This window comes from Ramlibacter agri, from assembly GCF_012927085.1.
Classification (GTDB): Bacteria; Pseudomonadota; Gammaproteobacteria; order Burkholderiales; family Burkholderiaceae_C; genus Ramlibacter; species Ramlibacter agri.
The window spans coordinates 82925-107063 of record NZ_JABBFX010000003.1 but is presented as its reverse complement, the minus strand read 5'-3'; the positions used below and the strand labels follow the sequence as shown (position 1 = coordinate 107063).

The following is a 24139-nucleotide window of genomic DNA, read 5'->3' as shown; positions in this document are numbered from 1 at the left end:
CTTTCGCCATCGAAGAAGGGCCCGCGCAGCGGGCCGAGGAGACCCCATGACCGCAGAATCCGTCGCCCCGCCGCCCGAGCTGTACAACTTCGCCTCCGACCTGCTGCAGCGCAACGCCGCGCGGCCCGGCAAGACGGCCTTCGTCGATGACCGTGGCACGCTGACCTACGGCGCACTCGCGCAGCGGGTGCGGCAGCTGGCGGCTGCCCTGCGCGCGGCCGGCGTGCGGCGCGAGGAGCGCGTGCTGCTGCTGATGCACGACGCCAACGAATGGCCGGTCGCCTTCCTCGGCGCGATCTACGCGGGCGCGGTGCCGGTCGCGGTCAACACGCTGCTGACGGCGGACGACTACGCTTACATGCTGGAGCACTCGCGCGCGCAGGCGGCCTTCGTGTCCGGCGCGCTGCTGCCCACGCTGCGCGCGGCGATGGACCAGGGCGCGCACGAATTGCAGGCGATCGTCGTTTCCCAGCCTGCGGACGCGCTGCAGGCCGGCGAAGTGGAGTTCGAAAATTTCCTCGGCGAGGCCTTGGCGCAACCCGCGCCCACGCGCGCGGACGACCCGGCCTTCTGGCTCTACTCCTCCGGTTCCACCGGACGACCCAAGGGTGCGGTGCACGCGCACGGCAATCCGTACTGGACCGCCGAACTCTATGGCCAGGGCGTGCTCGGGCTGCGCGAATCCGACGTCTGCTTCTCCGCGGCCAAGCTCTATTTCGCCTACGGGCTGGGCAACGCGCTGACCTTCCCGCTGTGGGCAGGCGCGACGGTGCTGTTGCTGGCGGGGCGACCCACGCCCGACGAGGTGTTCCGCCGCCTGCGCGGCGAGGTCGGCGGCGTCAAGCCCACCGTGTTCTACGGCGCGCCCACCGGCTTCGCCGGCATGCTCGCCGCGCCTGGCTTGCCCGCGCGCAAGGAACTGGCGCTACGCCTGGTCTCCTCCGCCGGCGAGGCCTTGCCGGCCGAACTGGGCGAGCGCTTCAAGGCGCACTTCGGCGTCGACATCGTCGACGGCATCGGCTCCACCGAGATGCTGCACGTCTTCCTCTCGAACCGGCCGGAGCAGGTGCGCTACGGCAGCACCGGCTGGCCGGTGCCCGGCTACCGCATCGAGTTGCGCGGCGACGACGGCGCGCCGGTGCCCGATGGCGAACCGGGCGACCTCTACATCCAGGGTCCCTCCAGCGCGCTGATGTACTGGTCCAACCGCGCGAAGTCGCGCGACACCTTCCAGGGCGCCTGGTGCAAGAGCGGCGACAAGTACCTGCGCAACGCCGATGGCAGCTACACCTACGGCGGCCGCAGCGACGACATGCTGAAGGTGAGCGGCATCTACGTGAGCCCGTTCGAGGTGGAAGCGACGCTGGTGCAGCACGCCGCCGTGCTGGAAGCGGCGGTGATCGGCGTGTCCGATGCCGAGGGCCTGACCAAGACCAAGGCCTTCGTCGTGTTGAAGCAGGGGCGCGAGGCGAGCGCCGAGGAGCTGAAGGCCTTCGTCAAGGAACGGCTGGCGGCCTACAAGTACCCGCGCGCGATCGAGTTCCTGCCCGAACTGCCCAAGACGGCCACCGGCAAGATCCAGCGCTTCCGCCTGCGGGAGCGGGAGGCCGCGCGCCAGGCGGCCTGAAGCGCTGTCATCCGGGCGGCCTATGATCCGCGCCCATGCTTTTCAGCAAATATCGGGCTCCGGTGCTGCCGCGCCGGACTGGCGCCTATGCACCGGATGAACTGACAGGGCGATGCGTGCTCGTGCAAGGTCCGGGCGCGCTGGCCGAGGCCGTGCGAGCCCAGGGCGGACTGCTTGTCGATCGGGGCCCGCTGGATGCTGTGGTGCTGGATACGTCCGGCTGCGACAGCGTAGCCGCGCTGCGCGTGCTGTACGACGCGCTGCATCCCGCAGTGCGTCTTCTCGGCGCCGGCGGCCGCGTGCTGCTCCTGGCTGCGGGCGTTCCGCCTTCGCCGCAAGCAGCCGCCTGCGCCCGGGCCGTCGAAGGCTTCACCCGCTCGCTGGCGAAGGAGCTGGGGCGTCGCGGCGCGACGGCCAACTGCCTGTACCTGGAGCCGGGCGCCGCGCTCGATGCGCCGCTCGCCTTCTTCTGCAGCGAGCGCTCCGCCTATGTCTGCGGCCAGGCGCTGCACTGGCAGGCGGCGAGCGCCACTGCGCGCCCTGCGCGCCGCATATCCGTCGTCACCGGCGCGGCCGGTGGCATCGGCGCCGCCACCGTGCGGAGGCTCGCGGCCGAAGGCGACTGCGTGCTCTGCGTCGACGTGCCGCAAGCGGACGCCGCCCTGCGCGCGCTGGCGGCGGAAACCAGCGGCGAAGCCCTGCCCCTGGACCTGACCGCACCCGGCGCGCCGGCGCAGCTCGCGCAAGCCGTGCAGCGCGCAGGCGGCGCGGACGTCCTGGTGCACAACGCCGGCATCACGCGCGACCGCAGCCTGGGCCGCATGTCCGCGCAGGAATGGGACCAGGTGCTGGACCTCAACCTGCGCGCGATCCTCGCCATCGACGCCGCGCTGGACGCGGCCGGCGCGCTGAACGCCGCCGCCCGCGAGATCTGCCTGGCCTCCATCAGCGGCATCGCCGGCAATGCCGGCCAGGCCAATTACGCGGCCAGCAAGGCGGGGCTGGTCGGCTACGTTGCCGCGCGTGGCCAGCAGCTGGCGGCCCGCGGAAGCACGGTGAATGCCGTCGCGCCCGGCTTCATCGAGACCGCGATGACGCACGCCATTCCCTTCATGGTGCGCACGGTCGGGCGGCGGCTGAATTCGCTGCGCCAGGGCGGCCGGCCCGCGGACGTGGCCGAGGCCATCGCCTTCCTTGCGCGCCCCGAAGCCCGGGGCTGCAACGGACAGGTGCTGCGCGTTTGCGGGCAGTCCTGGCTGGGGGCCTGAGGCCCTAGTTCGCGTCGACGTCCTGGTAGCGCTGGACCTGGCAGGCGTAGGAGGCCTCGCCCTCCAGCTCGCAGGGCGACGGCTCGCGCGGGGGCGGCGGCAGGCTGGCGCAGCCGGCCAGCGCCAGCAACAGGACCGCGATCAATCGTCTGGACATGCGCCTAGTGTGCACCGCCGCGGCTCCTACGGCCGCATGGCCCCGGCGGCCGCACGGTGCTGCACGAAAGTCCTACATATTTCCCGGGGAGCGGTGCGACACTGGTGCGGTACAGAGGAGCGCGCACATGGCTACAGACAAGAAGCCGGAACCCCCGGGGGACTCCACCGGGTCGGGTTGGCAGGAGTCTCGCCTGCCCGGCCAGCGCTCCGGCGAGGGGGTGAAGGACATCTTCAAGCACGTGCTGCGCGACATCCGCCGCAAGGCCGGCCTGCCGCCGAAGGACAAGTCGGAAAAGAAGAAGAAGCCGTAAACCCTCAAGCCCCCGGGATCGGAATGCGCGTGGAGTTCTTCACCTCCTCCATCACCGCATAGGTGCGCGTCTCGCGCACGCCGGGCAGCTGCCACAGCACCGTGCCGGCGAAATTGCGGTAGGCCTCCATGTCGGCCACGCGCGTCTTCAGCAGGTAGTCGAAGCCGCCCGCGACCATGTGGCATTCCAGGATCTCGGGATGCACCTGCACGGCGGCGCGGAACTGGTCGAACACGTTGGGCGTGGTGCGATCGAGCAGCACTTCCACGAACACCAGCATGCCGGCGCCCAACAGCTTGGGATCGAGCCGCGCTTCGTAGCCCTGGATGTAGCCGTCGCGCGTGAGCCGCTGCACGCGCGCCAGCACCGCCGTGGGTGACAGCGCCACCGCCTCGGCGAGCTTCAGGTTGGAGATGCGGCCGTCCTCCTGCAGCTGCTGCAGGATGCGGCGGTCGGTGCGGTCGAGGTCTTCGAGGCTGGGCATGCGGCGCCGTCAGTCCTCGCCGCCGAACAGGTCCTTCAAGGTCGGGCCGCCGGAGCCCTTGCCCGAGGAGCGCGGCTGCGCCTTCGGGTATTCCTCCGCGATCCGGTCTTCCCAGTAGGTGGTGGGATTCGGCGCGGCGCACAGGCGGCGGAACACCTCCTCGGGCACGTGCTTGTACGCGAGCACGCTCTGGTTGTCCCAGTGCAGGTCCAGCTGGCGCGAAGCCGGGTCGTAGTCGGCCTTCCGGATCCGGCCCGTGGTGAAGGTCTTGGTCGGCATCCTCCCAGTCTAGTCTGCCGCGCGCACATCGCGAACCAGCGCGGCGAACTCCTGCGGGTTGAGGTCCGACACCAGCCAATGCCGCATGCCGTGCGCCGTCCAGCGCGCCAGCTGGAAGCCGCGCTGCTGCGCCAAGGTGACGCCTTCGTCCGCGCCGGCCACCGGCCAGGCATACGCCTCGGCGACGTGGCCCGCATGGCGCAGCACCAGCACGGCGACCGGCCGGCCGTCGATGTAATCCACCCGCGCGCCCAGCAGTTCGCTGCCCGGCGGCGGCGTCACCGGCGGCGAGAAGTCCAGCCGGCCGGACAGCCAGGGCTTGACGGTGTGGTGGTCCGAGGAGGCCACGTCGACCAGCCGTCCGGACACGACGGCACGCGCGTGGCTGGCCAGCACCTCGTCCTGGATGCGGGAGACGTCCTGCTGGGGCAGCAGGAGCCACTGCACTGCCGCCAGCGCCACCGCGAGCGCAGCCATGCCGGCGGCGAAGGACGGCCAGGCGATGGCCCAGCGCCGGCGCGGCGCCACCGGCGCGGCGGGACGCGCCTCGGCGCGCAGCATGGCCTGCACCTGCTCGCGCAGCGCGGCCGGCGCGGCGTGATAGCTCGCCTGCTCGCGCAACGTCGTGCGCAAAGCGCGCAAGCGCTCCACTTCGGCCCGCACGGCGGGGTCGGCGTCGCGCTCGACCTCGAGCTGGCGCTCCAGCTCCAGCTCGCCGTCGACGAAGGCGTTCAACAGCCGCGGATCGATGCTCATCGCCGGCCCTCCCCGTTGGCGGCCCGAGGCACCGCCCGCAAGCCGGGCCGCGCCTCGGGTTGCAGCGCCGCGCGCAGCTGCTCGCGGGCCCGCGCCAGCCGCGACATCACCGTGCCCACCGGCACCTGCGCGATGGTGGCGATGTCCCTGTAGCTCAGGTCTTCCAGTTCGCGCAGCACCAGCACCTCACGGTAGTGCACCGGCAAGGCAGCCAGTGCGCGGTTGACCTGCGCGCGCTCGTCGCGCAGGGCGGCGGCCACGTGCGGCTCGTCGCGTTCGGGCGCGGGCAGCTGCGGGCCTTCCTCATCGTCGTCGTCCAGCGGCAGCAACAGCGCCGGCCGGTTGTTCTTCAGCCAGGCCATGCAGGTGTTGCGGACGATCGCCAGCAGCCAGGGCCGCGCGTTCTCGCCGCGGAAGGACGCGAAGTAGCGCAGCGCGCGCAGCATCGCCTCCTGCACCACGTCCTGCGCGTCCTGCTCGTCGCGCGTGAGCCAGCGCGCGAGGTTCCAGGCCGCATCCAGGTGCGGCAGCGCAAGCCGCTCGAAGCGGCGCAGGTCGGTCTCGTCCGTCACGGAGGTCCTTACCGGAGCCGGGGCCAGTTTATTCCCGATGTCCCCGCGCGCCACAGGGCTTGTGGAATGCGCGCGGGCCGGCGCCGGTATTGCCAGCACGGACCCACCAAGGAGCAAGCATGGCTTTCCTCGATCGCAGGCAATTCCTGCAACTGGCCGCCTTCGGCGGCGCGGTGTTCTCGTCGGCGCTGCCCGGCGCGGCGCACGCGGCGGCGGACGACTTCTATTTCGTCCAGCTCTCGGACACGCACTGGGGCTTCGAAGGCCCGGAGAACCCGGACGCGCGGGGCACCTTGCCCAAGGCGATCGCGGCGGTGAACGCGCTGCCCGAGCCGCCCGATTTCGTCATCTTCACCGGCGACCTCACCCACACCACCGAAGACGGGCGCGAGCGGCGCAAGCGCATGGCCGAATTCCAGCAGCAGGCCCGCGCGCTGAAGGTGCGCGAGGTCCGCTACATCCCTGGCGAGCACGACGCCGCGCTGGACCAGGGCAAGGCCTACAGCGAGTTCTTCGGCCCCACGCACTACGTGTTCGACCACCGCGGCGTGCACTTCATCGTGCTGGACAACGTCAGCGACCCGGCGGCGAAGCTGGGCGAGGAGCAGCTCGCCTGGCTGCAGGCCGACCTGCAGGCGCAGCCGCGCGACGCCCGCATCGTGGTGTTCGCGCACCGGCCGCTGTTCGACCTGTATCCGCAATGGGACTGGGCCACGCGCGACGGCGCGCAGGCCGTGGAATTGCTGCAGGCGCATCCGAACGTGGTCGTGTTCTATGGCCACATCCACCAGGAGAACCACCACATGACCGGCGCGATCGCCCACCATTCGGCGAAGTCGCTGATGTTCCCGCTGCCGGCGCCGGGTTCGCAACCGAAGCGCACGCCGGTGGCCTGGGATCCGTCGCAGCCCTATCGCGGACTCGGCTTCCGCGAGGTGGAGGCGGAGCCCGCCGAGGCGCGCTACGTGCTGTCCGAACGGCCCGTGACGCAGGGGTGATGCGATGCCCGTCGACTCCCTGCGCCGCGCGCTCGTCTTCGCCCTGCCGGCCGCCGCGCTGGCGCAATCCGATGGCGTGCTGGAACTGCACGTGGTGGCCCGCCGCTTCCAGTTCGAGCCCGAGACCCTGCGCGTGCGCGCCGGCGTGCCGGTGCTGTTGCGACTGACCTCGCCCGAAGTTCCGATGGGTTTCAACCTGCCGGATTTCGGTGTGCGCACCGACATCGTCCCGGGCAAGGAGGCGCAACTGCGCTTCACGCCGACGCGCACCGGCCAGTTCACCTTCCTGTGCGACGTGTTCTGCGGCAACGGCCACGAAAACATGAGCGGAACACTGGAGGTCCGCAGCTGAAAGCCCGCAGCGCTCCGCTAGAATTGTGCAGCGCACAAAGAGGGCGGAGCAGCCATGAACATCGACGAGTCCTACGCCGAACTCGGCCTCGAGCCCGGTTGCAGCGACGCCGAAGTCAAGGAGGCCTGGCGCCGCCTGGCCGCCCGCTGGCACCCGGACCGCAACGCGAGCCCGCAGGCGCTGCGCAAGATCCAGCGCATCAACCGCGCGCTGGCGGAAATCCGCCGCTGGAAGGCGGAAGAAGAAGCGCCCGGCGAAGAAGAAGCAGTCGTCGAACACGCGCTGACCGTGACGCTGGAGGAAGCATCGCGCGGTTGCAGACGCGAGCTGCACGGCGAGATCGTCGAGGACTGCGCGCATTGCGCCGGCAGTGGCAGGCAGGCGCAGCCGCAGCGCTGCGCCGCATGCGAAGGCAGCGGCCGCGTGCGCTCGCAGCTGTGGTTCTCGTGGATGCAATCCAGCATGGAATGCGGCGCCTGCAGCGGCCAGGGCAGCACGCGCACGCATTGCGCCCATTGCGAAGGCCGCGGCCGCGCGCGGGCCCGCAAGTACCGCTGCCACGTGCAGGTGCCCGCCGGTGCCCGCGCCGGCCACCTGCTCGATGCCAGCGCCCGCGTGCACGGCCGCACGGAGCCGCTGGCGCTGCGGGTGCGCATCGCGCTGCAGCCGCATCCCTTCTTCACGCTGGACACCGATGGCACGGTGCGCTGCGAGCTGCCGGTCGACGGCTTCGCGTGGATGGCCGAACGCTGGATCGAAGTGCCGACGCCGCGCGGGCCGCAGCAGATGCGCCTGCGCCGCGGCTATCTCACCTACCGCGTCAAGGACCAGGGGCTGGGCGGGGACTGCATGGTGACCGTGATCCCCTTGTTTCCCGAGACATTGGGCAAGGCGCAGGAGGCGCTGGTGGACAAGCTGGTGGCCAGCAACACCGGCGCCAGCGCCACGCCGGCAGGGGAGCGGATGCGGGAGTGGGAACAGCTGATGGCTGGCTGGCAGGCGTCGCAGCGGGCCTGAACGCACCCTACATGTCGGGGTCCAACTCCCGCTCCACCACCATCAACATCGCCGACTCCGGCGAACGCCGCGTGCGGAACCCCAGCTTGCGCGCCAGCGCCACCATCGCCCGGTTCTCGCTGAGCGTGACGCCGAACAAGCGCCGCACGCCATGCCGCGCCGCCGCGTCGACCAATTGCGTCAGCAGCTCGCGCCCCAGCCCGCGGCCCTGCCAATCGTCGGCCAGCACGATCGCGAATTCGGCCGCACCGCCTTCGGGCTCCTTCACGTAGCGCGCGACGCCGACCTGGCGCTCGCCATCGCCCTCCACCACCATCGCCACCAGCGCGAATTCGTGCTCGCCATCGACGTCGGTCGAGTGCCGCATCTCGTCTTCGGTCGGCGTGCGCGGCGACAGCAGGCGCAGGTAGGCGCTGTGCCGCGACAGGTGTTGCACGAACTCGCGCATGTGCCCCAGGTCCGTGGCGCGAATGGCCCGGACCGTGACGGCTGCCAGCGAATCGGCGGAAGACATGGCCGCCTCAATCTAGCGGCAGCTCCAAGCCCGCATCGGCACCAGGGCTGATGGGCGCCAGCGTGCAGCGCACGACGTCCCCCACGGCGACGCGGCCGCCGCGCAACACGCGCGCCGTCACGCCGCCGTGGCCGCGCATCGCGTTGTAGGCGCCGGGACCCAGCGTCGCTTCCATCTTCGAGCAGGGCTCGCAAGGGCCGGTGATCTCCAGCACCGCTTCGTCGCCGATCGCCAGCCGCAGCGGCTGGTCGGCGAACAGGGCGCGCGCCGCCAGCAGGTTGAGGCCGGCCACGACGAGGTTGCGCCGCAGGTCCGCGGCATCGACGGCCTCGCGCCGCAACAGGCCCGCGATCACCGGCAGGTGCTCGGCCTGCACCAGCGTCACCTGCCGCTTGCCGCCGCCGCGCCCCGCGGCCGTGCGATCGCCGTCCAGGCCGCGGTCCGCAATCGCAATGCACGCGCTCGGCTGCAGCACCGGCGCGCCACGCGCGGGCCGCAGCAGGATGGCTTCGAGCTTTCCGGTGAAGGGGAAGGTAGCGGCGAGCGCGCGCAGGTCCTGCATTCGCCGATGTTAAGTCCGGGCCAGGAAGCGAATCCGTCCGACTTGCCAGGTGCACGCACTTTCGCTGTAATGGGTGTTCCAGCGAGGCCCGCAAGGGTACGACCATGGAAAAGTTGTTCCAGCTTCGACGCAACACCTTCGTCGCCTTCGTGCGCCACTTCAACCAGTCGGCCGCACGCGCAGCAGCACTGAAGTGCCCGTAAGAGCCCGCGAGGCATCCGCCTCGGGCGCCATCCCCTCCTGAGACCGGCCCGACTGCGTGGGCCGCGGTTGCCTGCGGCCGCGCGCCCGACCCTCACTCTTGCGACAAGGAATCCACCATGAAGACGCCATTCCTGGGCGCCGGGGCCGTGCTGTGCCTCGCCGCCGCCGGGGCCGCCTGCGCGGCCAACGGCAGCATCGCCGCCAACATGACGCGCGACGCGCACCTGGCCGCCCGCTCCCGCGCCGAAGCGCTGGACCGCGCCCAGGCCGACAAGGAGCGGAAGGTGAAAGCGGAGTCCCGGCGCGAGGCGCCGCCGGCCCGCGCCTCCAAGACCTGAACTTCGCTTTTTCCTGAGCGACCTGCAGGCTTCCTCTGCTTTTTCATGGGGGCTGCCGCCGCTAAGTTCCTTCTTCCTGGAACAGTTTTCGAGAAGGACTCTCATGAAGAAGGCAGCGGCACTCATGGCCGTGGTGCTCGCCCTGGGCAGCACCCTGGCATTCGACGCGGACGCCAAGCGGCTCGGCGGCGGCCGCTCGGGCGGCATGCAACGCTCGGTGACGAGCACGCCCGCGACTCCCCCGGCGACGCCGGCCACGCCTCGCAACGCACAGGGCGCGCAAACGCCCGCAACCGCGCCGGCTGCGGCAGGCGCGGCCGCGGCCGCCACGCCCAAGCGCAGCTGGATGGGCCCGATCGCCGGCATCGCCGCCGGCCTGGGCCTGGCCGCGCTGGCTTCGCACTTCGGCTTCGGCGAGGCGATGGCCAACATGCTGACGATGGCGCTGATCGCGATGGCGGTGCTGGCGCTGGTGACCTGGTTCATGCGCAAGCGCATGGCGAGCCAGTCGCCGGCCGCCGCGGGCGCGCCGCTGATGGCCCGCACCGGCATGGACGCGCCGCAAGGCGACTCGCGCATCGGCGCCGGCATCGGCTCGGCGATCGGCAGCGCGCTGCCCGCGACGGGCGCGCCCAGCGCCATCCCGGCGGACTTCGACGTGGCCGGCTTCGAGCGCAACGCCAAGTCGCAGTTCCTCGCGCTGCAGGCCGCCAACGACGCCCGCGACATGGAGCGCCTGCGCGACTACGTGACGCCGGAGATGCTGGACCTGGTGCGCGCCGAGATCACCGAGCGCGGCGCCGCGCCGCAGCACACCGAGGTGTTCGGCCTGCAGGCGCAGGTGCTGGAAGTGGCGCAGGAAAGCGACCGCTACATCGTCAGCGTTCGCTTCAGCGGCAGCGTGCGCACCGAAGCCGGCGCCGTGCCCGAGGACCTGGCCGAAGTCTGGCACCTGACGCGCTCGCGCGCCGGGCTGGACGGCTGGGTCGTGGCCGGCATCCAGCAGGCCTGATCGCGAAGGGGCGGCCAGGGCACACTAGGGCGATGGCCGCTCCGTTCAACTACCGCCACCTCTATTACTTCTGGGTCGTCGCCAAGGAAGGCGGCATGGCCCGCGCCGCCGACCGGCTGGGGATGGCGGTGCAGACCATCAGCGCGCAGGTGCGCGCGCTGGAGCAAGCGCTGGGCCACGCCCTGTTCAAGCCGGCCGGCCGCGGCATGACGCTCACCGAGGCCGGCGTGGTCGCGATGGCGCACGCCGACCAGATCTTCCAGCTGGGTGAGCAGCTGCCCGCCGCCGTGCACGAAGCGGCCACGGGCCAGGGGCTGCGGCTTGCGGTGGGCATCTCGGATTCGATGCCCAAGCTGGTGGTGCGGCACCTGCTGCAGCCGGCGCTGGAAGACTCGCGCGTCCGCCTGCTCGCGCACGAAGACGAATTCGATCGCCTGCTCGCCGACCTGGCGCTGCACCGTCTCGACGCCGTGCTCTCCGACCGCGCGGCCACGCCCAACCCCAACCTGCGCCTCTACAGCCACGCGCTCGGCGACGCGCCGCTCGGCTGGTTCGCGCCGGTCGCGCTGCTGAAAGGCAAGCCGCGTTTTCCGCAATGCCTGGCCGAGCTGCCGGTGCTGCTGCCCACCGGCCACGCCGCGGTGCGGCCGCGGCTGGACCAATGGTTCGAGCGCCAGGGCATCCGCCCGCGCATCGCCGGCGAGTTCGAGGACAGCGCCCTGCTCGCGGCCTTCGGCCGCAGCGGCATGGGCGTGTTCCCCGCCTCCAGCTGGTCGCACGAGGAGCTGCTGCAGGACAGCCGCGTGCGCCTGGTGGGCCAGACACCGGAGCTGGTGGAGCACTTCTTCCTGATCTCGGCGGAACGCAAGATCCAGCATCCGCTGGTGCAGCGGCTGGTGCAGGCGGCGTGACGCCGCCTCAGCTCACCGCGAAGCGGGCCGCGTAGTCCCGGAACATCGCGTTGCGCTGGTCGAGTGCTTCCTGCGTAGGCGGCACCATGATCGGCGCGCCTTCGCGCGCGAAGGCCTGGCATTGCTGCACGTAGGGCCGCACGCGCTCGTGATACGCCGGCGAAGCCGCCTGCAGGTCGCCGCCGTATTCGGTCCAGGTATTCGCCAGCGCTTCCGCAGCCACCATGGCCAGCGTCGTCCCCATGCCTGACAACAGCGCGGCGCAGTGGCCCGCATCGCCGATGACGGCGACCTTGCCCTGCGTCCAGGCCGGCATGTGCGTCTGGCTCACCGAGTCGAAGTAGAAGCCTTTCGCCGCCGGGTCCATGAAGGCCGCGCGGAGTTCGGGCACCTGCCAGGCGTCGACGCGGGCGAGGAAGTCGCCGATCATCCGCCGTTGCGCGGCCAGGTCGCGGTAGTCGTAGGCGATCACGGGGCTGGCAGCCAGCATCATGGCCTGCGGTCCATCGCCCGCATCGCGCACGGCGACCGTCAGGCCCGGGATGTTGAGCATCGCCCGTTGCCAAGGCCTGTCGTTCGGGAGATCGACCAGCGCGACGTAGTAGCCGAAGTGCCGGACGAAATCCTGCTCCGGCCCGAAGGCCAGCTTGCGCACGTTGGAGTGCAGGCCGTCCGCGCCGACCACGAGGTCGTAGCGCGCCTGGGCGCCGTTCGTGAAGCGCACGTCCACGCCGGCGGGACCGTCGGCCAGCGACGCAATGGAAGCCTGGAAGCGGAACGCCACCTCGCTGGGGATCGCCCGCAACAGGATCTGGTTGAGCCGGTCGCGCGTGATCTCGATGTCTTCGTCGGTCTCGTTGGCGAACCAGCGCAGGTCCAGCGTCGCGACCTGCTGGCCCGCGCCGTCGAGGACCGGAGCCGGCTGCACGATGGCAACCTTCTCCTCGGCGATCTGCCCCAGGATCCCCATGCGTTCCGCGGTGCCCAGCGCGCGCCCGCGCACGTCGATGGGCGCGCCGCCGGGGCGCAGCCCGTCGGCGCGCTCGACGACGGTGACTTCGTGGCCGAGGCGGGCGAACCAGTAGGCGGCCGACAGGCCGGCCATGCTGGCGCCGGAGATGAGCACTTGCATGGACCTACCCCTTGAATTCCCGGGCCATCCGGACCACGGCCTGCTTGTCGAAGTCGTTGATCTCGTCGACCAGCTCGTTGGAGAACAGGCGGTTGGGGTCACCGAGTTCCTGCGCGAGCTTGGGGTTCTTGCTGCTCTCGGCGGTCATCGCGATGTTGGCCGTCCACTCGGCCAGCGAGGAAGCGCCCATGCGCTGGTCCGGATCGTCCGGCCGGCGCATCCAGCTGTTCTTGCGGTCCTTGAGGATGAAAGCCAGCTCCTTGCGCGCCTCGTCGAGGCTGCGGCCCTTGGGCTTGCTCTCGGGATACACGTCCCAGTGCAGGTCGATCGCCGCGTCGAGGTTGGCATTGGCAAAGATCGTGGACTTGGCCATGCCGCGGAACAGCGCCACCAGCGACTTGCGCTCGCTTTTCAGCAGCTTGCGCGGCACGCACAGCCAGCCCGAGCCCACCTGCGCGAACTTCGGCGTCAGCGGCACGTAGCGCAGCTTGGTGCCGACCAGCTCGATGCGGGCCGTGGCGGTATCGAAGGCCACCATCGCATCGACGCGGTCGTTGTCGATGGCGGCGCCCGCGGGTGCGCCATCGCCGATGGCGATGTATTCGCACTTGTCGTCCTTCAGGCCCAGTTCGGCGAGCATGACCTTCGTCAGCACGATGCCGGTGTCGCCCTGGCTGCGCACGCCGATGCGCTTGCCCGCCAGGTCCGCGGCCGTCTTGATCGGGCTTGCGGGCTTGACCACGATCACGTTGGCATTGCGCGGCAGCCACTTGTAGACGCTGACCAGGTCCAGCGTGGGATCTTTCGCCATCGCCGGCAGCAGCAGGCCAGGCACCGCCGGCCCGAACTCCACATGCCCCGACTGCAGGCTTTGCAGCGCCTGCGTCATGCTGGACATGTTGACGTATTCCACGTCGACGCCGTTCGGCTTGTAGAAGTTCAGCTTGGGATGCTGGCCCGCGGTGATGAAGCACTGCTGCGGGTCGTTGACGCCCGCGGTGTTCGCCACCCGCATCACCCGCACGTCCTGCGCGAAGGCCGTGGGCAGCAGGGCCGCCAGGCCCAGGCCGAATCCGAAATCACGTCTCGTCCACATGCTGTTCTCCTGGAGTTCGAAGTCAAACGTTCACGGTGCGCTGCTGCGAGCTGTCGGCCGGCATCCAGTGCAGCACGCGGCGCTGGATGCGGCGCAGCGCGCCGGTGAGCACGATGCCGATCACCGACAGCACCACGCACACCGCGAAGCTGCCGCCGGTATCCATCTGCGCTTCCATCTGCAGGATCAGCACGCCCAGGCCGTTCTGGGCGCCGACGAATTCGCCCACCACCGCGCCGACCACGGCAAAGGCGGCGGCCATGTTCAGGCCTGCGAAGATGTAGGGCAGCGCGCTCGGGAACTTGGCCTTGCGGAAGATCTGCCAGGGCGTGGCCGACAGCGAGCGCAGCAGGTCGATGCGGTCCGGGTCCACCGCCTTGAAGCCCGCGATGCTGGTCACCAGCACCGGGAAGAAGGTGAGCAGGCAGATGATCATCACCTTGGAACCGATGCCGAAACCCAGCCACACCACGATGATCGGCGCGACCGCCACCTTGGGAACGCTCTGCAGGGCCGCGACATAGGGCTCCAGCAGCGCCTCGGCTTTCGGCATCTGCGACACCACGATGCCGATCGCCAGGCCCACGCCGCCGCCGATCAGGAAACCGAGCAGGATCTCGGCGACCGTGACGCCGCCATGGAACCAGAAGCCGTCCTTGGCCAGCGGCCCGGTGGCCAGGCCGCGCCACAGCGCGATCGCGATGTCGCTGACCGGCGGCACCAGGTACTTCGGCACCTTGAAGATGCGCACGGCCGCTTCCCAGGAGCCGAGCAGCGTGACCAGCAGCAGGATCGCCTGGACCCGGGTCGATGCGAACGGATTGGCGCGGCGCGGTCGCTTCGGCTTCACCGGGAGGGCCTGCGCGATGGAGTCATTGGTGGTGAGCATGGCGGTCGTCATGGAAGCCCCCGGTCAGTCGAAGGAAGCGGCGTGCGAGAAGCGCTCGCGGATCGACGCCGAAGCCGCCGCGAAAGCCGGATGCGCCATCACGTCCATCGCGCGCGGCCGTGGAAGATCGATGGGCAACACGCGTTCCAGCGTGCCCGGGCGCGGCGACATCACGAACACGCGGTCGCCGAGGAACACCGCCTCCGGGATCGAGTGCGTGATCAGCACCACGGTCTTGCCGCTTTCCATCCAGATGCGCTGCAGCTCCAGGTTCATGCGCTCGCGCGTCATCGCGTCGAGCGCGCCGAAGGGCTCGTCCATCAGCAGGATCTTGGGATCGTGCAGCAGCGCCCGAGCGATCGAGGCGCGCTGCTGCATGCCGCCGCTCAACTGGCGCGGCAGCTTGTGCTCGAAGCCGTCGAGCCGCACCATGTGCAGCAGCTGCATGGCGCGCTCGCGCGCCTGCTTCACGGGGAGGCCCAGCACCTCCGCCGGCAGCATCACGTTCTCGAGGATGCTGCGCCAGGGCAGGAGGATCGAGCTCTGGAACACCACGCCGACGTCGCGCCGGGTGCCATGGATCGGCTGGCCGTCGAGAACGACGCGGCCAGTCTCGTAATCGAGCAGGCCGGCCAGGATGCGCAGCAGCGTGCTCTTGCCGCAGCCGCTCGGGCCGACGATGGTGACGAAGCTGCCCTGCTCGATGCTGCAGTCGATGTCCTGCAGCGCCCGAACGCCTTCTCCACCATCGCCGAAGTGCTTGGACAGGCCTTCGATGCGGATGTACTCCTTCGCGCCCATGACTTGACTCCTCAGTGGTTCAGGAAGCGGACGATGTGCTGCGCCAGCACCTCGGGGGCCTGCATCGCGGTCACATGGCCGACGGCAGGCAGCAGCACCGCATCGGCGCCGCGGATGCGGTGCGCCATCGCAAGCGTCACGCTGGCCGGCACCACGCGATCGAGTTCGCCGGCCAGCACCAGCGTGGGCGCGACGATGTCGGCCACGCCGTTTTCCAGCGTGCTCTGCACGGTCGCGGCACGCCTTTCGGATCGCGCCGACCCGGGCCGCACGTTGGCGAACACGCGGCGCAGTTCCGGCCTTTGCTGCAGGAAGGCTTCGGGGAAGAACCAGCCGGCCAGTTCGTCCGCCGTGCCAGGCAGGCCGCGGCGCAGCTGCCCGAGGCGGCCGGCGTCGGGGCACAGTTCCTCGTACGAGCGCGGCACCGGCCAGGTGCTGCCCAGCACCAGCCGGTCCACCGATTGCGGGTACAGCAAGGCCAGCGCCTGCGCGACCCGGCCGCCGAACGAGGAGCCGAACACGTGCGTGCGCTTGAAGCCCAGCGCCTTGATGAAGCGGTGCGCATCCTGGGCCAGGTCCGCCAGGCTCGCCGGCTGCTCCGGCCCTTCGGTGTCGCCGCAATCGCGCTGGTCGTAGGCGATCACGGTGAAGTGCGGCGCCAGCTGCGGCACGAGCGCAGCGAACATCTGGCGTGAGGCCTCGGCGCCGTGTATCAGCAGCAGCGGTGGCCCGTCGCCCGTGCGCTCGAACGCGACACGCACGTCGCCGGCCTGCACGACTTCGCTCACGCGCCCTCCTCGTCGAGGAAGAAGGTCATCTCGATGCGCAGGCCCTGGGGGTCGTGCAGGAACACCTGGTGCAGCGGCCAGCCGGGGACCGGCGCTTCGCTGAACGCGACGCCTTGCGCTTGCAGGTGCCCGCGCATCTCGTGCAGGCCTTGCGAGCGGAAGGAGATGTGGTCCAGCGGACCGGTGGGCGGTTCCACGGCCGCCTGCCGCCGCGGCAGCGAAGCGTAGAGGTGCACGATGGGCTGGTCGGTGGCATAGAGCCAGTAGCCGGGCGCCGGCATCACCGGGCGCTCGCCCGCGCGCAGACCCAGCACGCGGGTATAGAAGTCCAGCAGCGGCGGCAGTTCCTCCGGCGTGCAGCGGATGGTGTAATGGTGCAAGGCGCTCACGGGCATGGCTTTCCCTTTCAGACGGCGGCCGCGCGCTCGAAGCGATAAGCGAGGCCGGGCATGGCCGGCACCCAGCGCGCGGCGGCCAGCGCCAGCAGGCGGATGCCCAGCACCTCCTGCGGCGACCAGCGCGCCCGGGTGCCGAAGACGTTGAATGTGGCGTAGCAGAGATTGCCCTGCAGCAAGGGCACGTTGACCACGCTGCGCAACTCGTGGGCACGCATCTGTTCGAAGTCGTCGAAGGTCTGCGCCAGCACCTGCTCCCCTTCGCCCACGAACACGCCGCCCCGCAGGAACAGGCATTCGGTCCACGGCGTCAGCAGCTTTCGCTTGGTGCCGTTGACGGGAAAGCTCGCGGCCGCCGACGTATAGAAGCGGCGCAGCAGCACCTGGCCGGCCCCGTCGCGCGCGGTCGTCACGTTCTGCTGGATGCTGAAGGTGCTGCCCGGTGCGATCTGCAAGCGCCGCGCATCGACACGCCGCAGGGCCTCCTCGGCGCTGCGGGCCTCGGCCAGCGCGTCCAGGAAGTCCGCCGTGATGGCGCTCGGTGTGTTGCTCGGATCCATGGGAAAAGTCTAGGACGCGCAATTCACCGAAATGCAGTAAATTCTGATGGCCCCATAACCCCGGAGTTATGCCCTTGGCCACCGCCCGCGACCCCGCCGCCGTGCTGCAACACGCGCTGCTCACGCGCCTGAAGCTGCGCCAGCTCGCGCTGCTGCAAGCCGTCGACCGCCACCGCACGCTGGGCCGCGTGGCGGCGGAGATGCGATTGAGCCAGCCCGCCATCACCAAGGCGCTGCACGAGGTGGAGGACATCTTCGACGCGCCGCTGTTCGAGCGCACCAGCCGCGGGCTGCTGCCCACGCCCGCGGGCGACGCGGTGCTCGAATACGCGCGCCGCTGGCTGGCCGAACTGGAAGCCACGGCGCAGGTTCTCACCTCCATCGGCTCGGGCCGCAGCGGGCGGCTGCGCCTGGGGCTGACGCAATGGGTGCCGCAGCAGCTGCTGTCCACCGCGCTCACGCACCTGCTGCAGGGCACGCCGCGCACGGCGGTGATGACACGCGAAGGCGTCACCGACGAACTGGTGGCGGCGCTGATGGCGGGCGAGCTCGATTGCGCCATCGGCCGCTCCTACGACGGGCCGGTGACCGGCGTCGTGCAGCAGGCCTTCTACGAGCAGGAGCCCTGCCTGATGGTGGCGGCCGCCAGCGTGAAGCGGCTTTCGCGCGGGCCGCTGGACTGGGCGCGGCTTGCGCAGCTGGACTGGATCCTGCCGCCACCCAACACGCCCATGCGCCGCACCTACAACGCAGTGTTCGTGGGCGCCGGCGTGCAGCCGCCGCAGCCGCTGCTGGAGACGACGTCGATGCGCAGCATCGAAACGGTGTTGCGCACCGAAGCCAACGCGGTGTGCATCCTCGCGCGCGACGTGGTGGCCGAGATGGCGCAGGGCGGCGTCGTCGCCGCCCTGCCCTACCGGCTCGGCTGGATGCTGCCGCCGGTGAGCTTCTTCACCTTGAAGCAGCTGGAGCAACAGCCGGCCGTGGTGTCGCTGCGCGCCGCGGTGATGCAGACCGCGCGGCAGATGCAGGCGAAGGCGCGCGCGGCCGCGTGATCAGCTGGCTTTCGCCTGCTTGCCCTTCTTGTAGGAGTCGATGCTCTTCTTCAGGTCCGAGTACTCCTCGCAGCCGAAGAAGCACAGCTTGTCGAGCGCCTTCAGTTCCTGCTCCGCCTTCGGCACGTCGCCCATCTGCAGGTAGGCCTCGCCCAGGTACTCGTGCACGCCGCGATGCTTGGGGTTGATCTTCAGGGCCTTGTCGTAGGCGGCCAGCGCCGGCTGCATGTTGCCCATCTGCCGATGCGCGTGGCCCAGCTCGTTCCAGCCGTCGGCGTCGCCGGGCTGCCGCTGGGTGTAAGCGCCCATGCGGGCCACGACCTGCTGCCAGTCCTGCGTCTTCACCGCGGCCATGGCGGCGGAGTAGTCGGGGTCGCGGCTGCGCAGGGACGTCGTTTCCTCGTCCCCGCCACCGGCCCCGCCTCCTCCGCCCCCGCCGCCGCCCGCGCCTGTGGCGGCAAGCGGCCAGCTGAGGGCAGAAGCGCAAACGAGCGCGATCAGCGAATGCTTCATGTCAGCTCCTCGAGGTGCTGTTGCTCCCCCCTCCACTGCCCTGGCGCGCAGCTTAGTGCGCAGCACGCGCGGCCGCAATCGGATAGCCTTGGCGTCTTCCCGGGAGACCCTTGCCATGAGCCGGCTGTTCGAGCCCCTTTCCCTCGGCGAGCTGCGGCTCGCCAACCGCATCGTCATCGCCCCCATGTGCCAGTACTCGGCCGAGGACGGCTCGGCGGGCGACTGGCACTTGATGCACCTGGGCCAGCTCGCCATCTCGGGCGCGGGCCTGCTGATCGTGGAGGCCACGGCGGTGTCGGCGGTAGGCCGCATCTCGCCCTACGACCTCGGGCTCTACTCCGATGCGAACGAAGCCGCGCTGCAGCGCGTACTGGCCGCGGTGCGTTCCTTCTCGCCGATCCGCATGGCGATCCAGGTTTCGCACGCCGGCCGCAAGGCTTCGAGCCAGGCGCCCTGGGACGGCGGCCGGCAGATCCGTCCCCACGAGCCGCTCGGCTGGCAGACGCTGGCCCCCAGCCCGGTGCCGCACGCGGAAAGCGAGGCGCCACCGCTGGCGCTGGACCGCGACGGGCTGCGCAAGGTGAAGGACGATTTCGTAGCCACCGCGCAGCGCGCCGCCCGGCTCGGCTTCGAAGGCATCGAGCTGCATTGCGCGCACGGCTACCTGCTGCACCAGTTCCTGTCGCCGCTCGCCAATTTCCGGCAGGACGAGTACGGCGGCAGCCTGGAAAACCGCATGCGCTTCCCGCTGGAAGTGTTCGACGCCATCCGCGCGGCCTTCCCGGCGCAGCGGCCGGTGTGGGCGCGCATCTCGGCCACCGACTGGGTGCCGGGCGGCTGGGACATCGAAGGCACGGTGGCGCTGTCGCAGGAACTCAAGAAGCGCGGCTGCGCGGCCATCCACGTCACCACCGGCGGCGTTTCGCCGGCGCAGGCGATCAAGCTCGGGCCGGGCTACCAGGTGCCGTATGCGCAGCGCGTGAAAGCGGAAGTGGGCCTGCCGACCCTGGCCGTGGGCCTCATCACCGAGCCGCAGCAGGCCGAGGCGATCATCGCCAACAACGAAGCCGATGCGGTCTCGCTGGCGCGCGCCATGCTGTACGACCCGCGCTGGCCCTGGCACGCCGCGGCGCAACTGGGCGCGCACGTGTACGCGCCGCACCAGTACTGGCGCAGCCAGCCGCGCGAGCTGAAGGACCTGTTCACCGGCATGCAGCACGGGCAGCGCTGACGGCGCACAATCGCGCCCCATGGAAATCCGCAATCTCGGCCGCAGCGGCCTCAAAGTGTCGTCCCTCTGCCTGGGCGCGATGATGTTCGGCGACCAGACCGACGAAGACAACGCGCGCCGCATCGTCGACCGCGCCCGCGAGGCCGGCGTCAACTTCATCGACACCGCCGACGTCTATGCCAACGGCCGCTCCGAGGAGATCGTCGGCCGCACGATCCACGCGGATCGCGAGCGCTGGGTGCTGGCCACCAAGGCCGGCTACCCGCTGGACAAGGCCGACCTGTCGCGCCGCTACCTGATGCGCGCCGTCGATGCGAGCCTGCGCCGGCTGGACACGGACTGCATCGACCTCTATTACCTGCACCGCGACGACGCCACCGTGCCGCTGGAGGAAACGGTGCGCACGCTGGGCGACCTGCTGCAAAGCGGCAAGGTCCGCTACTTCGGCATCTCCAACTTCCGCGCCTGGCGCGTGGCTGAAATCGTGCGCCTGTGCGACCAGCTCGGCGTGGCCCGGCCGGTGGCCTGCCAGCCGCAGTACAACGCGATGAACCGCATGCCCGAGGCAGAGCTGCTGCCCGCCTGCGAGCACTACGGCATCGGCGTCGTGCCCTACAGCCCGCTCGCGCGCGGCGTGCTGACGGCCAAGTACGCCCGGCTCGACCAGCTGCCCGAAGGCAGCCGCGCCGCCCGCAAGGACCGGCGCATGCTGCAGACCGAGCTGCGCGAGGAATCGCTGGAGCTGGCGCAGAAGATCCAGGCCCACGCGCAAGCGCAGGGCGGCACGGCGGCGCACTTCGCGCTGCGCTGGGTGCTGAACAACCGGCTGGTGCACTCGGTCATCGCCGGCCCGCGCACCCTGGAGCAGTGGGACGATTACCTCGCCGCGCTGCAAGGCCCGTTCACGGCGGAAGACGAGTCGCTGGTCGACGGCCTGGTCGCGCCCGGCCATCCTTCGACGCCGGGCTTCACCGACCCGCAATACCCGGTGACGGGCCGCGTCCCGCGTTAACGCGGAAAGTCCGCGCGCAAGGCCTCGAGCGCCGCGCGCGCGTCGCCCACCACGACGCGGCAGGGCACCGCGAGCATCAGGTTCAGCGGCAGGCCGAACTCCTCGAAGTCCCAGCCCTGCGCATCGCGCCCATCGGTGCCAACGGCTTGCGGTTGCTGCTGGCGGATGCGCTCGGCGAAGCTGCCGCCTTCCGGCACGTAGCCGATCACCGGCTTGCCGCGCGCGACGGCATAGCCCACTTCGAAGCAGGTGCCGCTGTCCGGCTCGGCGCCGCGAAAGAAAGCCAGGTTGGCGAGCACGGCGTCGCAGCCGTCGATGTGGGCCACGTTGGCCTGGTAGATATGCCGGGCCACGTCCCGCGGCGTCGGCAACTGCGGCAGCGTTGCGGAAAGCGGGAAGATGCCGCTGAAGCCGTACTCGGCGCACAGGGCCACGAGCCGCTGGCCGTGCGCGGCGGCATCGGGCCGGAACACGTCCGGGCCGGCGAGATAGATGCGATGAAGGGGGCGGTGCGTTGTGGTCACCGCCCGATTGTGAAGGCTAGTGCACCAGGCGTTCTGGCGTCAGGTGCACCGTGGAGTCCGCCATCGACAGGTCCATGGTGCCGTCCTTGTGCGCCTGCAGCTGGCGGCCGTCGGCCAGGCGGTACTCCGTGACGCCGGTGGATTCCCAGTTGTCGTCGGCCATCGGCATCGACGGGTCACGGGTCATCCGCTCGTACGCGCAGACCTTGTAGTGCTCGCCGTCGGAACCGCGGGCCATGAACGATTCGAGCAGGTGAAGACGAAGTTCCATGCAGCCTCCGTACGCCAGGTTTCGCTGGCCTCAGGTTATACGAACCTGCGGCGCGTGCAAGGGTTCCCCTGATGCCGCAGCGGCCCGTTGGCTCAGCAGGATCGCGAACGCCGCCAGCGCGGCCGGGATCGCCAGCATCGCGAGGACCTGGCCGAAGCCCAGGCCCATGCCGATCAGCGCGCCGCCGATGGCCGAGCCGAAGATGCTGCCGAAGCGTCCCATGCCCAGCATCCAGCTGACACCGGTGGCCCGCGCAATCGTCGGATAGCAGGCCGGCGCGAAAGCGTTGAGGCCCGTCTGCGCGCCGCTCATGCAGAAGCCGGTCGAGAAGACGATCACCGCGAGCGCGGGCGACAGCGCGCCCGCCCCGCCCAGAACGGCGGCGCAGAGGCCACCGGCGAGATAGGCGGCGGCGATGACCCACACCGGGCGCTTCACCTTGTCCATGGCCCAGCCGACGAGGACGGCGCCGATGGTGCCGCCCAGCTGGAACAGCGCCGTGACGTTGGCTGCCGTCGCGATCGACAGGCCGGCTTCCTTCATCAGCGTGGGCAGCCAGCCGGTCAGCAGGTAGATGACCAGCAGGCCCATGAAGTACGTGATCCACAGCGAAGCGGTGAGCAGCGCGAAGCCGTTGGCGAACAGGATGCCGATGGGCTTGCGCGTGGGCAGCGGCGGTTCGCTGGAGACGAAACGCTCTTCGCCCGTGAAGCGCTGGCCCGCCACGCGTCCCAGCACCGAGGCGATGCGCGCGGCCGGTTTGCCCTGCGCGGCGAGCAGGCGCGCCGATTCGGGCAGCAGCCAGGCCAGCAGCGGCAGGATCACCAGCGGCAGCACGCCACCGAACACCAGCACCGAGCGCCAGCCCTGCACCGGGATCAGCCAGGCGGCGACGAAGCCGATCAGGGCCGAGCCGAGGTTGAAGCCGGTGAACATCACCGTGATCAGCAGCGCGCGCTTGCGGGCCGGCGCGTATTCCGACAGCAGCGTCGTGCTGTTCGGCATCGCGGCACCGAGGCCGATGCCGGTCAGCAGGCGCAGCACCGCCATCTCCGTCGGCGAAGACGCGTGCGCGGTGAGGATGGTGAACACGCCGAACAGCAGCACCGAAGCGAGCAGCACGCCCTTGCGGCCCCAGCGGTCGGAGCTGGGGCCGGCGACCAGCGCGCCGATGACGAGCCCCACCGGCGCGGCGCTCATCACCAGCCCGAAGGCCGCCTTGGAAATGCCCCACTCCTGCAGGATAGGCGGGGCGACGAAGCCCATGATCGCCACGTCCATGCCATCGGCCATGACGATCAGGAAGCACAGCGCGACCAGCAGCCACTGGTAGCGCGAGATGGGACGCTCGTCGATGAACGCGCGGACGTCGATGGTGTTGCCCTGCGGCATGCTCTCTCCTTGAACCTTAGAAACTGTGGCGGATGCCGGCGCCGATGCCGGTCTGCGAGCCGCCCGGGTTGGGTGCGCCGCCAGCCGCGGCGTTGCTGACCGACAGCGCCAGCGTGCCGCTGTTGGCGATGTGGCCCGCGGTGGCATAGAGCGCCGTGCGCTTGGACAGGAAGTAGGTGCTGCGCAGCGCCCACAGCTTCGCGCCGTTGGCGCTGTCCTTGAAATCGAGCTTGAAGAACTCGCCTTCCAGCAGCACGGGGCCGATGGGGTAGGACGCGCCCGCGTACCAGAGGTCGCTGTGCGGCGTGGTGGCGCTGCCTTCGTTCTTGCGCTGGATCAGGCCCGCCCCGAGCTTCAGCGCGCTGAAGCGGACCCAGCCGTCGAGGGTGGTGCGCTGGTCGGTGAGGCTGCTGCTGGTGAGGCCGGCAAAGGCGCCCGCGCCACCGCGCATGTTGTCGACGGCGGCGGCGACGCCCCAGTCCTTGCTGTCGTACTTGGCCAGCAGCGACCATTGGCGGCAGGCCTGGTGGTCGGTGTTGCTTTCGCCGGCGCAGTTGGTGCCTGCGGGGCTGGGCCCGGCGTTCACCGCATCGCGGCCCGGGCTCCAGGTGGCGCCCAGGCTCAGGCCGCCGAAGGTGCCGCGGTAGGCGATGGCGTTGTCCACGCGCGCATTGGGCAGGTAGTTGTCGAGCGAACCGGAGCCGAACATGTTGGGGCCCAGCAGGTCGGCATCGGTCTGCGACCAGAACAGCATGGAGTACTGGCGGCCCAGCGACAGCTGGCCCCACTCGTTCGCCAGGCCCACCCAGCTCTGGCGGCCGAAGGCGCGGCCGCCCTGGTTGAGGGTGCCGCTGTCGACCGAGATGCCTTCCTCCAGCGTGAACAGCGCCCGCAGGCCGCCACCCAGATCCTCGACGCCGCGGAAGCCCAGGCGCGAAGGCACGCTGCCGGTCAGGCCGGGCATGCGCGTGAGGCTGCCGCCGCCGGCGTTGGTGAGGTGCTCCACCGGCAGGTCCACGGTGCCGTAGAGGGTGACGCTGGTCTGCGCGTGCGCGCAGCCAGCGGCCAGGGCCAGGACGGCCAGCGCGATTCGGATTCTTCTCATTGCTCTTGTCT

At 70.4% G+C, this 24139-nt stretch carries 31 protein-coding genes; 12 read left to right on the top strand and 19 right to left on the bottom strand.

All coding sequences use genetic code 11. From position 1 onward, the window contains the following. Window positions 1-46: 46 nt before the first annotated feature. Window positions 47-1627 carry a benzoate-CoA ligase family protein gene (locus HHL11_RS25125; protein ID WP_169421356.1) on the top strand — a complete coding sequence of 527 codons (1581 nt, stop codon included), beginning with the start codon at window positions 47-49 and terminating at the stop codon, window positions 1625-1627. Between the two features lie 35 nt (window positions 1628-1662). Then, window positions 1663-2895 (top strand): 3-oxoacyl-ACP reductase, encoded by a 1233-nt coding sequence (locus tag HHL11_RS25120; RefSeq protein WP_169421355.1) that lies wholly within the window; start codon window positions 1663-1665, stop codon window positions 2893-2895. Between the two features lie 4 nt (window positions 2896-2899). On the opposite strand, the gene HHL11_RS25115 is transcribed toward HHL11_RS25120, so the two are convergent. After that, on the bottom strand, window positions 2900-3052 hold the full coding sequence (locus tag HHL11_RS25115) for a hypothetical protein (protein ID WP_169421354.1): 153 nt from the start codon (window positions 3050-3052) through the stop codon (window positions 2900-2902). 127 nt (window positions 3053-3179) lie between these two features. Between HHL11_RS25115 and HHL11_RS25110 the strand changes: the two genes are divergently transcribed. Beyond that, the gene (locus HHL11_RS25110; protein WP_169421353.1) at window positions 3180-3365 is read left to right on the top strand and encodes a hypothetical protein; all 186 of its coding nucleotides are present in this window, start codon (window positions 3180-3182) and stop codon (window positions 3363-3365) included. A 4-nt stretch (window positions 3366-3369) separates the two neighbouring features. Here the strand turns inward: HHL11_RS25110 and HHL11_RS25105 are convergent, their stop codons facing one another. From HHL11_RS25105 to HHL11_RS25090, 4 genes are read right to left on the bottom strand one after another with little or no spacing between them, the layout of a single operon-like run. Beyond that, window positions 3370-3849 (bottom strand): Lrp/AsnC ligand binding domain-containing protein, encoded by a 480-nt coding sequence (locus HHL11_RS25105; protein WP_169421352.1) that lies wholly within the window; start codon window positions 3847-3849, stop codon window positions 3370-3372. Window positions 3850-3858: 9 nt separating this feature from the next. Further along, on the bottom strand, window positions 3859-4128 hold the full coding sequence (locus HHL11_RS25100; protein WP_169421351.1) for a KTSC domain-containing protein: 270 nt from the start codon (window positions 4126-4128) through the stop codon (window positions 3859-3861). Between the two features lie 9 nt (window positions 4129-4137). Further along, complete coding sequence (locus HHL11_RS25095; protein ID WP_169421350.1) at window positions 4138-4884, bottom strand: anti-sigma factor family protein; 747 nt, start codon at window positions 4882-4884, stop codon at window positions 4138-4140. Further along, window positions 4881-5456 (bottom strand): sigma-70 family RNA polymerase sigma factor, encoded by a 576-nt coding sequence (locus tag HHL11_RS25090; protein WP_169421349.1) that lies wholly within the window; start codon window positions 5454-5456, stop codon window positions 4881-4883. Before HHL11_RS25090 ends, HHL11_RS25095 begins: the two co-directional genes overlap by 4 nt. 119 nt (window positions 5457-5575) lie before the next feature. On the opposite strand from HHL11_RS25090, the gene HHL11_RS25085 reads away from it, so the two are divergent. Genes HHL11_RS25085 through HHL11_RS25075 form a run of 3 tightly spaced genes read left to right on the top strand, consistent with a single transcriptional unit; the run spans window position 5576 to window position 7823 of the window. Beyond that, window positions 5576-6454 carry a metallophosphoesterase family protein gene (locus HHL11_RS25085; protein WP_169421348.1) on the top strand — a complete coding sequence of 293 codons (879 nt, stop codon included), beginning with the start codon at window positions 5576-5578 and terminating at the stop codon, window positions 6452-6454. 4 nt (window positions 6455-6458) lie between these two features. Then, entirely contained in the window at window positions 6459-6806 is a 348-nt protein-coding gene (locus HHL11_RS25080; RefSeq protein WP_169421347.1) for a cupredoxin domain-containing protein, read from the top strand. 54 nt (window positions 6807-6860) lie between these two features. Continuing rightward, window positions 6861-7823 (top strand): DnaJ domain-containing protein, encoded by a 963-nt coding sequence (locus HHL11_RS25075; protein ID WP_169421346.1) that lies wholly within the window; start codon window positions 6861-6863, stop codon window positions 7821-7823. Between the two features lie 7 nt (window positions 7824-7830). On the opposite strand, the gene HHL11_RS25070 is transcribed toward HHL11_RS25075, so the two are convergent. Continuing rightward, entirely contained in the window at window positions 7831-8337 is a 507-nt protein-coding gene (locus HHL11_RS25070) for a GNAT family N-acetyltransferase (RefSeq protein WP_169421345.1), read from the bottom strand. 7 nt (window positions 8338-8344) lie between these two features. Beyond that, window positions 8345-8899, bottom strand: a complete 555-nt coding sequence (locus HHL11_RS25065) for an MOSC domain-containing protein (RefSeq protein ID WP_169421344.1) — start codon at window positions 8897-8899, stop codon at window positions 8345-8347. Between the two features lie 320 nt (window positions 8900-9219). Between HHL11_RS25065 and HHL11_RS25060 the strand changes: the two genes are divergently transcribed. From HHL11_RS25060 to HHL11_RS25050, 3 genes are all read left to right on the top strand, one after another. Further along, window positions 9220-9441, top strand: coding sequence for a hypothetical protein (locus HHL11_RS25060; RefSeq protein WP_169421343.1), 222 nt, complete (start codon window positions 9220-9222; stop codon window positions 9439-9441). A 103-nt stretch (window positions 9442-9544) separates the two neighbouring features. Continuing rightward, window positions 9545-10453 carry a Tim44 domain-containing protein gene (locus HHL11_RS25055; RefSeq protein WP_169421342.1) on the top strand — a complete coding sequence of 303 codons (909 nt, stop codon included), beginning with the start codon at window positions 9545-9547 and terminating at the stop codon, window positions 10451-10453. A 32-nt stretch (window positions 10454-10485) separates the two neighbouring features. Next, window positions 10486-11364 carry a LysR family transcriptional regulator gene (locus HHL11_RS25050; protein ID WP_169421341.1) on the top strand — a complete coding sequence of 293 codons (879 nt, stop codon included), beginning with the start codon at window positions 10486-10488 and terminating at the stop codon, window positions 11362-11364. Window positions 11365-11371: 7 nt separating this feature from the next. Here the strand turns inward: HHL11_RS25050 and HHL11_RS25045 are convergent, their stop codons facing one another. From HHL11_RS25045 to HHL11_RS25015, 7 genes are read right to left on the bottom strand one after another with little or no spacing between them, the layout of a single operon-like run. Continuing rightward, window positions 11372-12496, bottom strand: a complete 1125-nt coding sequence (locus HHL11_RS25045) for an FAD-dependent monooxygenase (protein ID WP_169421340.1) — start codon at window positions 12494-12496, stop codon at window positions 11372-11374. 4 nt (window positions 12497-12500) lie between these two features. Then, the gene (locus HHL11_RS25040) at window positions 12501-13592 is read right to left on the bottom strand and encodes an ABC transporter substrate-binding protein (RefSeq protein ID WP_169421339.1); all 1092 of its coding nucleotides are present in this window, start codon (window positions 13590-13592) and stop codon (window positions 12501-12503) included. Window positions 13593-13614: 22 nt separating this feature from the next. Then, window positions 13615-14493 carry an ABC transporter permease gene (locus HHL11_RS25035; RefSeq protein ID WP_169421338.1) on the bottom strand — a complete coding sequence of 293 codons (879 nt, stop codon included), beginning with the start codon at window positions 14491-14493 and terminating at the stop codon, window positions 13615-13617. Between the two features lie 12 nt (window positions 14494-14505). Next, window positions 14506-15282 (bottom strand): ABC transporter ATP-binding protein, encoded by a 777-nt coding sequence (locus HHL11_RS25030; protein WP_169421337.1) that lies wholly within the window; start codon window positions 15280-15282, stop codon window positions 14506-14508. A gap of 11 nt (window positions 15283-15293) precedes the next feature. Then, a complete protein-coding gene (locus tag HHL11_RS25025) occupies window positions 15294-16070 on the bottom strand; it encodes an alpha/beta fold hydrolase (RefSeq protein WP_169421336.1) in 777 nt (258 codons plus the stop codon). After that, window positions 16067-16465 carry a VOC family protein gene (locus tag HHL11_RS25020; RefSeq protein WP_169421335.1) on the bottom strand — a complete coding sequence of 133 codons (399 nt, stop codon included), beginning with the start codon at window positions 16463-16465 and terminating at the stop codon, window positions 16067-16069. The genes HHL11_RS25025 and HHL11_RS25020 overlap by 4 nt, the downstream gene beginning before the upstream one ends. Window positions 16466-16476: 11 nt before the next feature. After that, entirely contained in the window at window positions 16477-17025 is a 549-nt protein-coding gene (locus HHL11_RS25015; protein WP_169421334.1) for a GAF domain-containing protein, read from the bottom strand. Between the two features lie 74 nt (window positions 17026-17099). Between HHL11_RS25015 and HHL11_RS25010 the strand changes: the two genes are divergently transcribed. Continuing rightward, window positions 17100-18080, top strand: coding sequence for a LysR family transcriptional regulator (locus HHL11_RS25010; RefSeq protein WP_169421333.1), 981 nt, complete (start codon window positions 17100-17102; stop codon window positions 18078-18080). Here HHL11_RS25010 and HHL11_RS25005 read toward each other — a convergent pair whose 3' ends face one another. Further along, the gene (locus HHL11_RS25005) at window positions 18081-18593 is read right to left on the bottom strand and encodes a tetratricopeptide repeat protein (RefSeq protein ID WP_169421332.1); all 513 of its coding nucleotides are present in this window, start codon (window positions 18591-18593) and stop codon (window positions 18081-18083) included. Window positions 18594-18708: 115 nt separating this feature from the next. Between HHL11_RS25005 and HHL11_RS25000 the strand changes: the two genes are divergently transcribed. After that, window positions 18709-19824 (top strand): NADH:flavin oxidoreductase/NADH oxidase, encoded by a 1116-nt coding sequence (locus tag HHL11_RS25000; RefSeq protein ID WP_169421331.1) that lies wholly within the window; start codon window positions 18709-18711, stop codon window positions 19822-19824. A gap of 19 nt (window positions 19825-19843) precedes the next feature. Further along, entirely contained in the window at window positions 19844-20836 is a 993-nt protein-coding gene (locus HHL11_RS24995) for an aldo/keto reductase (protein ID WP_169421330.1), read from the top strand. Here HHL11_RS24995 and HHL11_RS24990 read toward each other — a convergent pair. From HHL11_RS24990 to HHL11_RS24975, 4 genes are read right to left on the bottom strand one after another with little or no spacing between them, the layout of a single operon-like run. Further along, window positions 20833-21360, bottom strand: coding sequence for a nucleoside 2-deoxyribosyltransferase (locus tag HHL11_RS24990; RefSeq protein WP_169421329.1), 528 nt, complete (start codon window positions 21358-21360; stop codon window positions 20833-20835). The two genes, HHL11_RS24995 and HHL11_RS24990, sit on opposite strands and share 4 nt — an antisense overlap. 16 nt (window positions 21361-21376) lie before the next feature. After that, complete coding sequence (locus tag HHL11_RS24985; protein ID WP_169421328.1) at window positions 21377-21631, bottom strand: hypothetical protein; 255 nt, start codon at window positions 21629-21631, stop codon at window positions 21377-21379. Between the two features lie 30 nt (window positions 21632-21661). Then, a complete protein-coding gene (locus HHL11_RS24980) occupies window positions 21662-23023 on the bottom strand; it encodes an MFS transporter (RefSeq protein ID WP_169421327.1) in 1362 nt (453 codons plus the stop codon). 16 nt (window positions 23024-23039) lie between these two features. After that, window positions 23040-24128: a porin gene (locus tag HHL11_RS24975; RefSeq protein ID WP_169421326.1), complete on the bottom strand. Its 1089-nt coding sequence runs from the start codon at window positions 24126-24128 to the stop codon at window positions 23040-23042. Window positions 24129-24139: the final 11 nt, after the last annotated feature.